This is a genomic window from Stenotrophomonas sp., assembly GCF_031995405.1.
Lineage (GTDB): Bacteria > Pseudomonadota > Gammaproteobacteria > Xanthomonadales > Xanthomonadaceae > Stenotrophomonas.
In genome coordinates, this window is sequence record NZ_DAMAGC010000039.1 from 22,811 (window position 1) to 32,411 (window position 9,601).

The following is a 9,601-nucleotide window of genomic DNA, read 5'->3' on the forward strand; positions in this document are numbered from 1 at the left end:
GGGATGAACCAGCAGGCGGCCAGCAGCACGACGCTGATGATCGTCCAGGTGATCAGCCGCATCCGATGGTAGGCGACGATGGCGCCCGCCAGCAGGATGGCCAGGAAGGGAACGACAATGCTCATGAGCGTGCTCCGGTGACGTGCTCGGTAGTGGCGGACTGTGCCACGGCGGAGGCCGAGGGCAACACGTCCAGATAGTCCAACACAGTAGCGGTAAAGGCGTTGTTGTCGTCAGCGGCGACCATATGCGTGGCCTCCGGCAACTGCACATGGCGCGCATGCGGCACCAACGCGAGGAACTCGGCCACCGTCTGCGGGGTGACCAGGGTGCTGCGCCCGCCGCTGACCAGCAGCAACGGGCATTTCACCTGGCGCGCCGCCTCGGCGAGCGCGTCCTGGTGCTGTTCGCTGTCGCGCGCCAGTTCGGCGACCAGGCGTGGGTCCCAGTGCCAACGCCAGCGGCCCTGGCCGTCTTCGCGCAGCAGTGCGCGCAGCGCGTCTTCGGACTTGCGCGGGCGGTGCGGCAGGTAGGCCGAAATCACGTCGGCGGCCTGCGACAGCGAGGCGAAACCGTCCGGGTGCGCGGTCATGAACATCAGGATGCGTTCGACCCCGGCGGTGTCCCAGCGCGGCGTGATGTCCACCAGCACCATCGCCGAGAACAGGCCGGGCCAGCGCGATTCGGCGAGCAGCCCGAACAGGCCGCCCATCGAAGCGGCCACCAGGATCGGCGGCTGCGGTTGTTCACCGGCCAGCACGATCAGGTCATCGGCGAACTGTTCGCCGTGGTAGGGCAGGTCGGCCGGGTTCCAGTCCGAATCACCGTGGCCGCGCGCGTCATAGGCCAGCGTCTGGTAGCCGGCGGCGGCCAGCGACTGCGCGGTGGCGGTCCAGGCGTGTCGGGTCTGGCCGAAGCCATGCGCGAACAGCACCGTGCCGCGGCGTCCCGGCGCGGAGCGGGTGACGGCCAGCACGGCGTCGTGCGCGCCGGTCAGTCGCGCATCTTCAAAACGGGGCAGGGTAGCGGAAGGATTTACCATACTCGTTAGTATGGACCTGCCCCGTGGCATGTCAATACTTGGGGGTATGGTGCTCGCCGAGGTGCCGCCGACACCGTGGCGACGCAGGCGCGGCGACGGCCCCGCGCGGGTCGCGGCAACGGCTTTTGGCGGACACGGACCCCGGCGTATGGTTAAATCGTCGCCATGAATGAACCTGAAGCTTCCGCCGGCGAGCCACGTGCCGGCCGCAACAGCCGCCTGAGCGCGGAAGACTGGGCCCAGGCCGCCCTGGACCTCATTGCAGAACAAGGCGTTGGTGCGGTCGCGGTGGAGCCGTTGGCGCGTCGCCTCGGAGTGACCAAGGGCAGTTTCTACTGGCATTTCCCCTCGCGCGATGCGCTGCTGCAGGCCGCGCTGGAGCGCTGGGAACTGTTCGAGCAGGAGCAGGTGTTCGGCAGCCTGGAAGACGTGCCCGATCCGCGCGTGCGCCTGCGCCAGCTGTTCCAGGTAGTGGCACACGAAGTGCAGCCGCACATCATCTACAGCGAGCTGCTCAAGGCGCTGGACCACCCGATGGTGCGGCCGGTCATCGACCGCGTGTCGCACCGCCGGCTGGAATACCTGGTGGCCTCGTTCCGCCAGGCCGGGTTGAGCCGTACCGATGCGCAGCACCGCGCACGCCTTGCCTATGCGGCGTATGTCGGCTTCCTGCAGTTGTCGCTGCAATTGCAGCAGCCCAAGCAGGCCCGCGAGGATTTCGAAGCGTATGTCGAGCACGTGATCGAGACGCTGATCCCGATCGGCTGAGGCCGCGCCGGGTTGCAAGCGAAAAGGCCGCGGAGACGCGGCCTTTTTCGTGGGTGGGCGCAGCTGCAGCGGCGCCCGGAAGCACAAAAAACAACGGCCCCTTTCGGGGCCGTTGCTTCAAGCGGTCAGATCGCGTGCAGCGGCGATCAGAAGCGCTGGGTGTACTGCATGAACAGGTAGCGATCGTAGTCCAGCATCGGATCGATCGACGACGAGTTGTTGTTGGTCAGCGAGTAGGTGATCGGCGGCTGCTTGTTCCAGATGTTGCGGGCACCGATGGTGACCGAACCATTCCAGGGAGCAGCCCAGGTCACCGAGACGTCCTGGTAGCTGATCGAACCCTTCTTGTTGGCGCCGATACCACCGCCCCAGCCATTGTTGGGGGTCTGGTAGTCGGGCTGGTTGCACTCGGTTTCGTCGTAGCAGAAGTCGCGGTAGCCGCCGTAGTAACGCAGGTTCCAGCTGGCCGACAGGTCGCCCTTGGCCCAGTTCACGCCCAGGGTGGCACGCACGCGCGGGTAGTTCCAGTAACCGGCGAAGTCATCCCACGGAGCGCCGTCTTCGGCCTGCTGGCGGAAGGCAACCAGGTAGTTGCTGTCCAGGTGGACCGAGAACTGGCCTGCCGCGAACTCCGGCAGACGGTAGTTGGCGCCGAAGTTGTAGCCTTCGGTTTCCAGCGCACCCAGGTTGGCGTTGCCGCGGCTCAGGGTCACGATCTGACCGGTGGTCGCGTCACGGCTGTAGTTGCAGAACGAGGTGACCCCGTTGTAGCACTGGTTCAACACGTAGGTCGCGTCAACGGCGGTGATCACGTTGGAGATGCTGATCTTGTACCAGTCCAGCGAGAAGTCCAGGCCCTGGACCCAGCGCGGGCTGAAGACCAGGCCCACGGTACGGGTCTTGCTGTATTCCGGTTCGAGGTCGGCATTGCCGACGCCGGCCTGGAAGGGAGCATTGCCCTGGGTTTCACGCGCGGTCACCGGCACGCCGGCATTGTCGGTCTGGCGGAAGGTCGGTGCCAGGCCTTCGCTGGCGCAGCGGGCAGCCGCGACCGGGTTGGCCAGCTGGCCGAAGCGCGCATCGCACGGATCGGTCAGGTCATCGAAGGTCTGCGAACCGCCACCGAAGGTGTCGTCCAGGGTCGGGGCACGGAAGCCCTTGCCGTAGGTGGCACGCACCAGCAGGTCTTCGACCGGCTTCCAGGTCACGCTGAACTTGCTGTTGGTGGTGTCGCCGAAACGATCGTAGTCGGAGTAGCGGCTGGCCACGTCGAACGACAGTTCCTTGGCGAACGGCAGGTCCTTCAGGACCGGAATCATCAGCTCCAGGTAGACTTCGTCGGTCTTGTACTTGCCGTTGGTGGCACCGGCGGCCAGGTCGGTGGTGTAACCGGCGCTGGACAGCTGGTCGGGGTTGTCATAACCCGACACTTCACGGTGCTCCACGCCTGCTGCGAAGGCGAATTCGCCCGCGCCGCCCGGCATGTCGAACAGACCACCGGTCACGTTGGCGAAGTACTGCTTGCTCACGCTCTGCTGGGTCGCCTGGCCGAGGGTGTTGATGTACTTCAGCGCGTCGGCGGTGGAGGCCGACGGGCCGCCCAGGATGTTGAACGGGGTGCACTGGCCGGCCGACAGGCTGGTGCCCAGCGGGATCGGGTTGGCGGCGGTACCGCACTGGACCACGCCCTGGCTGTTCAGGAACGACGGGCCCAGGGCTTTTTCCAGCGCCAGCAGGTTGATGTTGCCGGTGCTGATCTGGGTGACGTCGAACTTGTTGTAGTTGATGCCCGCATCCCAGTTCCAGCCGTGGCTGCCGACTTCAAACGCGCCTTCCAGGGCGGCATCGAAGTGGTAGCTCTTCACATCGTTCTGCGAGATGCGCGGAATCTCGATGGTGCGGCGGAACCAGGAGGTGATGTCGTCACCCACCGGGTTGTAGTAGCTCTGGCCGCTGATCGCCACCGGGTAGGTCGGCTGCGCGGTGCCGGTCAGCGGGTAGCCCGCGACCTGACGCTCCGAATTACGCTCGGAGTACATCACCGTCGACTTGAAGGTGACGTAGTCGTTGATCTCGAAGCTGCCGGCGGTGAAGAGCGACTTCGTTTCGGTCTCCTGCGCCAGCATCATCTGCTGGGTGGAGTTGAAGCGGTCGTCGACCGTCACGGCGTTGTGGTAATTCGCCAGATTGCGCGAATCGGCACCGACGCCCTGACCATCGTAAGAGCCGGTGTGATTCAGGATGTAGGTTTCACCGTCATAGTTGAAACGGCCCCACGGACCGGTCGCGCTCAGCGCGTCCAGCGGGTGTGCCGGACCATAGGTGGTGCGGGTCAGCGCACGATCCTTGGCGAAGACCGGCTTCTCCTTGGAGTAGCTGGCGCCGAACAGGATCGACGAACGCTCGCCGGTGGCGCCCAGGGTGAAGGAATAGGCTTCCTTCTGACCGTCGCCACGGCTGTTCTGGCCGATCAGGCCGCTGACTTCAGCGCCTTCGAAGTTGGTGCGCAGGATGATGTTGATCACGCCGGCGATGGCGTCGGAGCCATAGATCGCCGAGGCGCCGTCCTTCAGCACTTCGATACGCTCGATCAGTGCGGTCGGGATGGTCGAGAGGTCGGTGAAGCCGGCCAGGCTGGAGGTCCAGCGCTTGCCGTTCACCAGCACCAGGGTGCGCTGTTCGCCCAGGTTGTACAGGTTGACGTACTGGCCGCCCTGTTCCGGGTTGGAGGCGAGCACGGCGGCCTTGCTGAAGGTCTGCGTGCCGGACACGGTCAGGTTCTGCAGGATGTCGCCGACGCTGACCAGACCCGACTTCTTGATCTCCTCGGAGGAGACCGTGAAGATCGGCTGGGCGGTTTCGACATCGACCGAACGGATGCGCGAACCGGTGACCTGGATGCGATCCAGGTTGGTTGCACCCGCAGCTTCCTGCGCTTGGGCGGTGCCGCCTGCAGCGGCGCTCGCGACCAGCGCGACGACGACCGCGTCACGCAGCTTGTTGGACGTAAAGTTCATTGCTCTCTCTCTCCAAGGGAATCTTGGGTATTCACTAGGGGTGTGTTTGCCTGCAGCGGCGCCAAACAAGCAGCGCCAAACACCACGAGGCTGACTCGATAGTAACTGCGGATCTCCAAGAATTAAAGTAGCGTTAATGCACGCTGTAAACGACTTATCAGTTCGCAAAATCCTGAAAAATCAATCACATCTCTCGTGAGAGCCGTCAGATTTGTCTCGTTGGTTAAGCTGTAGTGAAGAAAATAGTTGCAATTGATTTGTCACGCTTTGTATCAATGCGTGTCCGATCACGTCTTCTGCTATAGCCACGGCTTGACCGTATGGGGCAATCAATGCCACGCGCGGGCGAGAAAATGCTTCTGAATCAAGCGTGCGCGTGCATGGTCGCGGCGCGCCCATGAAAAAAGGCGCGCCGATGGGCGCGCCTTTTGAAACAATCCACCCGCGCCAGGCGCTCGGGGATCAGAGATCCTGTTCGTAGCGGACGTAGGGCACGGTGCCTTCGTCGGTGCTTTCGTTGCGCGGGGCAAAGGGGTTCTTGCCGCGGGTGATCACGTTCTCGGCACCGACGGTGAGCTGGCCGCTCCAGGGGGTGCGCCAGGTGAGGCCGACGCCCAGACCTTCCCACTTGCCGGGCTGGCCGGGCACGTCGACCACGCGGCCGATGATGTTGCCGCTGAAATTGCCGTAGCCGGCGCCGATGGTCAGGCTCTTGCTGTCCCAGCGGTCGACCAGCGCCGGCGAGGCGTCGGACAGCGGCACCAGGCGTGCCTTGGCGTAGGTGCCGCCAATCGAGACGAAGCCTTCGCGGCCGATGTTCTTCTGGCCGAACACGGTCAGGTCGTTCTGCTCGGCACGCAGTGCCGGTGACTTGTTGGGTCCGGCCAGCCAGGCAGGCAGGGTGTCGCGGCCGCTGCCGGCGGTGATGCCCAGGCGTCCGCCGGCACGGTTGAACGCGGCGGTACCGCTGACCCGACGGCTGAGCGCGTTGTCGTCGTCATCCCCCAGGGTGGCGAGCATGCAATGACTGGCCAGGCCGCTGATGCTGGTGCCGCGGCTGCTGTTGCAGAGCAGGCCCAGCGAATCGCCGGAGGACAGCCCGAAGGCGGCATCCAGCGAGCTGCGACCGAAATGCCAGCGGGCGCCGACCGCCTGTTCGCCGGTCGGTTCCAGGTACAGCAGGGCTTCCACCTTGCCGCTGCCCTTGTTCCAGATCGGCAGCACGGTGCTGTCCTGGCGCGGCTTGTTCTGCGCGTGCGCGCCCGTTATCGCAGCGAGGGCGATCACGAGGGCCAGCGGTAGACGCAGAAGGGGGCGCATGGGAACTCTCAGACAACAGCGGTGAGCACAAGTTCCCGCCGAAGCGGGACACTGATCCTAGGGCGTTTATGATTTCTTAACAAGTCTTGGTTCTCCCCAGAACAAAACTCGTGCGGCGATTACTGAAGCCGTTCAGGTGCCGGTGAGGGAACACCGGTATCGCTGAACAGTATGGCCAGTTCCGTCAAGGGAAAGTGATACTCACGTCCGCAGAACTCGCAACGCACTTCCACCGCACCGGTCGGCTCGGCGGCGGCGCGGGCCTCGGTCTCGCCCAGCGATTCCAGCATGCCCTCCACCCGCTCGCGCGAGCAGGAGCAGGCGAAGCGCAGCGGGCGCTCGCCCAGCAGTTCCGGCTTTTCTTCATGGAACAGCCGGTGCAGCAGTTCGTTGCCGGCCACCTCGAGCAGTTCCTGCTTGCCCAGCGTCTCGAACAGGGCGCTGGCGCGCGACCAGCCGTCGTGGTCACCCTCGTCGCCCGGCAGCTTCTGCAGCAGCAGACCGGCGGCGCGCTCACCGTCGGCGGCCAGCAGCAGGCGGGTGGGCAACTGCTCGGACTGGCGGAAGTAATCTTCGAAGGCTTCATCCATGCCCGAGGCGGTCAGCCCGACGAGGCTCTGGTAGCGCTGCGGTTCGCGCGGGTCAAGGCCGGGGTTCTCGATGGTGATGGCCAGCAGCGCATCCTCGCCCAGCGCGGTCAGGTCGCGCGGGGCATCGCCACCGCCATCGGCCAGCTGCACGATGCCGCGCAGGGTGCCGGCGGCGGTGCATTCGGCGAACAGGGTGCGCATGGCGGTGTTGCTGCGCAGCTGGATCGCCAGCCGCCCGTCCACCTTGGTGTGCCCGGTGAACAGCGCCGAGGCGACGCTGGCCTCGCCGAGCAGTTCAGCGGCGGCCGGCGGGTAGACGGCGTGGGACAGGATCTCGCGCCAGGTTGCATCGAGGTGCACGTGCACGCCGCGGACGCCGGCATCGGGAAGCAGGAAACGGACAAGGGTGTCGGATTGGGCGGTCATCGGCTCGGTGGCTGCGCTTATGGAGGGGCGGTTGCCGGATAATGCGCCGACAACCGTGCAAGCAAAGGATGCACCACTGATGGGGGCAGAGCGCAGCAATCTCAAGGCCGGACCGGGCCTGGAACCGTCACGCCCGCGGCGTTGGCACTGGAAGCGGTTGCTGTGGCTGCCGGTGCTGTTTGCCGCCTTCAGCGTGGTGCAGGTGCTGGTGCTGCGCTTCATCGATCCGCCGCTCTCCACGGTGATGCTGTGGCGCTACGGCGAGGCGCTGGGCCAGGGCGAGTGGGACTACCGCCTGCATTATCAGTGGCGTGACCTGGAGCAGATGGCGCCGAGCCTGCCGATCTCGCTGGTGGCGGCCGAAGACCAGCGTTTCCCCGAGCACAATGGCTTCGACCTGCAGGCGATCGAGAAGGCGCGCGACCACAACGCCAAGGGCGGTCGCCTGCGCGGCGCCAGCACGATCAGCCAGCAGGTCGCCAAGAACCTGTTCCTGTGGCAGGGCCGCAGCTGGATCCGCAAGGGCCTGGAGGTCTGGTACACGGTGCTGATCGAGGCGCTGTGGCCGAAGTCGCGGATCCTGGAGATGTACGCCAACATCGCCGAGTTCGGCGACGGCATCTACGGCGCGCAGGCCGCCGCCCGGCAGTACTGGGGCAAGGATGCCGCACGCCTGAGCCCGGCCGAGAGCGCGCGGCTGGCCGCGGTGCTGCCGGCGCCGCGCCGCTACAACGCCAGCAAGCCAGGGCCGTATGTGCAGCGCCGTGCGGCGTGGATCCAGCGGCAGGCCCGTCAGTTGGGCGGCGGCGCCTATCTGGGCGAGGACTGACTGCCGACCGCTACAATCCCTGCATGACAGCCCAACGCCTGACCCTGGTCATTGCTGCACACAACGAAGCGCTGGTGCTGCCGATGCTGCACCCGCGGCTGCGCGCGGTGCTGGACGGGCTGCACGATATCGAGGGACGGGTGCTGTATGTCGATGACGGCAGCACCGATACGACCTGGTCGGTGATGCAGGCGCTGGCCGAGGCCGATCCGCGCGTGGGCGTGCTGCGGCTGTCACGCAACTTCGGCAAGGAAGCGGCGCTCACCGCGGGGTTGGATTTCGTCGGGGACGGGGCGGCGATGATCCTGGACGCCGATGGCCAGGATCCGCCGGAACTGATTCCCGAGTTCGTGGCGTTGTGGCAGCAGGGCTACGACAACGTGTATGGCACGCGGCTGGTGCGCGACGGCGAAGGTTGGTTCAAGCGCAGTACGGCGGCCGCCTTCTATCGGGTGATCGGGCGTCTGTCCAAGACCCCGATCCCGGCCGATACCGGCGATTTCCGCCTGTTGTCGCCGCGCGCGCTGGCGGCGCTGGGACAGCTGCGTGAACGCCACCGGTTCATGAAGGGGCTGTTCGGTTGGGTCGGCTTCCGGCGCAAGGCGCTGCCCTACCACCGGCATGCGCGGTTGGTGGGGGAGAGCAAGTTCGGGCTGTGGAAACTGTGGAATTTCGCGCTGGAAGGGATCACCGGTTTTTCGACCGCGCCGTTGCGGGTGACTACGTACCTGGGGCTGGCCGCGGCGGGGTTTGCCTTCGTGTTCGCGCTGTGGATCGTGGGCAAGGCGGCGCTGTACGGGGACCGCGTGGCGGGCTGGCCGACGATGATGGTGGTGATCCTGTTCCTGGGCGGCGTGCAGTTGATCGCGCTGGGCCTGATCGGGGAATACCTGGGGCGGCTGTACGAGGAGTCCAAGCAGCGCCCGCTGTACCTGGTTGACACCTGGCAGGCACCGTTCGTGGCAGACTCGGGCCTGCATCCCATCGGTGGAGAGCAGCGAGATGACCACGGTACGACAGCTGTTGGAAGGCAAGTCCCCTGAGGTTTTCGCGGTACCCCCGGACGCGGCGGTGATCGACGCGATCCGGCTGATGGCCGACAAGGGCATCGGGGCGGTGGTGGTGATGGAGGGGCGGCAACTGGTCGGGATCCTCTCCGAGCGCGATTACGCGCGCAAGATCGTGCTGCACGAGCGCTCATCGCGGACGACGCGGGTGAGCGACATCATGACCGCCAAGGTGGTGACAGTGGCCCTGGCCGAACAGGTGGAGCACTGCCTGCAACTGGTGACCGACTACCGCATCCGACACCTGCCTGTGGTGGACGCCGGCAGCGTGGTCGGGGTGATTTCGATCGGCGACCTGGTCAAGTCGGTGATCGATGAGCAGGCGCAGAAGCTGGACCAGCTGCAGCAGTACATCGTGGCGGGGTGAGGCGGTAGCTGGCCTGTTATCCGCGCTGTTTCCCACGGCGTGGGAGCGCGGCTGTCGGTGGGTCGGGCGCTGGGCGCCCATGCCCTTTCCGGCGAATGTCCCCCGGCCGCGGGGCGGCCTCCTCCTTTATTTCGCCTCCAAGGGCATGGGCGCCCAGCGCCCGACCCACCGACCA

At 65.8% G+C, this 9,601-nt stretch carries 8 protein-coding genes; 4 read left to right on the forward strand and 4 right to left on the reverse strand.

All coding sequences use genetic code 11. From position 1 onward, the window contains the following. Positions 1-121 precede the first annotated feature (121 nt). Positions 122-1,042, reverse strand: coding sequence for an alpha/beta fold hydrolase (locus RTO53_RS09315; protein WP_312237526.1), 921 nt, complete (start codon positions 1,040-1,042; stop codon positions 122-124). Positions 1,043-1,207: 165 nt separating this feature from the next. Between RTO53_RS09315 and RTO53_RS09320 the strand changes: the two genes are divergently transcribed. Further along, positions 1,208-1,810 carry a TetR/AcrR family transcriptional regulator gene (locus RTO53_RS09320; RefSeq protein WP_228884169.1) on the forward strand — a complete coding sequence of 201 codons (603 nt, stop codon included), beginning with the start codon at positions 1,208-1,210 and terminating at the stop codon, positions 1,808-1,810. Positions 1,811-1,956: 146 nt separating this feature from the next. On the opposite strand, the gene RTO53_RS09325 is transcribed toward RTO53_RS09320, so the two are convergent. The 3 genes from RTO53_RS09325 to RTO53_RS09335 all read right to left on the reverse strand — a co-directional run bounded on the left by RTO53_RS09325 (position 1,957) and on the right by RTO53_RS09335 (position 7,163). Further along, the gene (locus tag RTO53_RS09325) at positions 1,957-4,827 is read right to left on the reverse strand and encodes a TonB-dependent receptor (RefSeq protein WP_312237527.1); all 2,871 of its coding nucleotides are present in this window, start codon (positions 4,825-4,827) and stop codon (positions 1,957-1,959) included. Between the two features lie 462 nt (positions 4,828-5,289). Further along, positions 5,290-6,147, reverse strand: a complete 858-nt coding sequence (locus RTO53_RS09330) for a hypothetical protein (protein ID WP_312237528.1) — start codon at positions 6,145-6,147, stop codon at positions 5,290-5,292. A 119-nt stretch (positions 6,148-6,266) separates the two neighbouring features. Next, positions 6,267-7,163, reverse strand: a complete 897-nt coding sequence (locus tag RTO53_RS09335; protein WP_312237529.1) for an Hsp33 family molecular chaperone HslO — start codon at positions 7,161-7,163, stop codon at positions 6,267-6,269. 79 nt (positions 7,164-7,242) lie between these two features. Between RTO53_RS09335 and mtgA the strand changes: the two genes are divergently transcribed. The 3 genes from mtgA to RTO53_RS09350 are packed head-to-tail and all read left to right on the forward strand — an operon-like array spanning position 7,243 to position 9,426. Further along, the gene (gene mtgA, locus RTO53_RS09340) at positions 7,243-7,992 is read left to right on the forward strand and encodes a monofunctional biosynthetic peptidoglycan transglycosylase (protein WP_312237530.1); all 750 of its coding nucleotides are present in this window, start codon (positions 7,243-7,245) and stop codon (positions 7,990-7,992) included. Positions 7,993-8,015: 23 nt separating this feature from the next. Continuing rightward, positions 8,016-9,035 carry a glycosyltransferase family 2 protein gene (locus tag RTO53_RS09345; RefSeq protein ID WP_312237531.1) on the forward strand — a complete coding sequence of 340 codons (1,020 nt, stop codon included), beginning with the start codon at positions 8,016-8,018 and terminating at the stop codon, positions 9,033-9,035. Further along, the gene (locus tag RTO53_RS09350; RefSeq protein WP_256775819.1) at positions 8,995-9,426 is read left to right on the forward strand and encodes a CBS domain-containing protein; all 432 of its coding nucleotides are present in this window, start codon (positions 8,995-8,997) and stop codon (positions 9,424-9,426) included. The genes RTO53_RS09345 and RTO53_RS09350 overlap by 41 nt, the downstream gene beginning before the upstream one ends. Positions 9,427-9,601 lie beyond the last annotated feature (175 nt).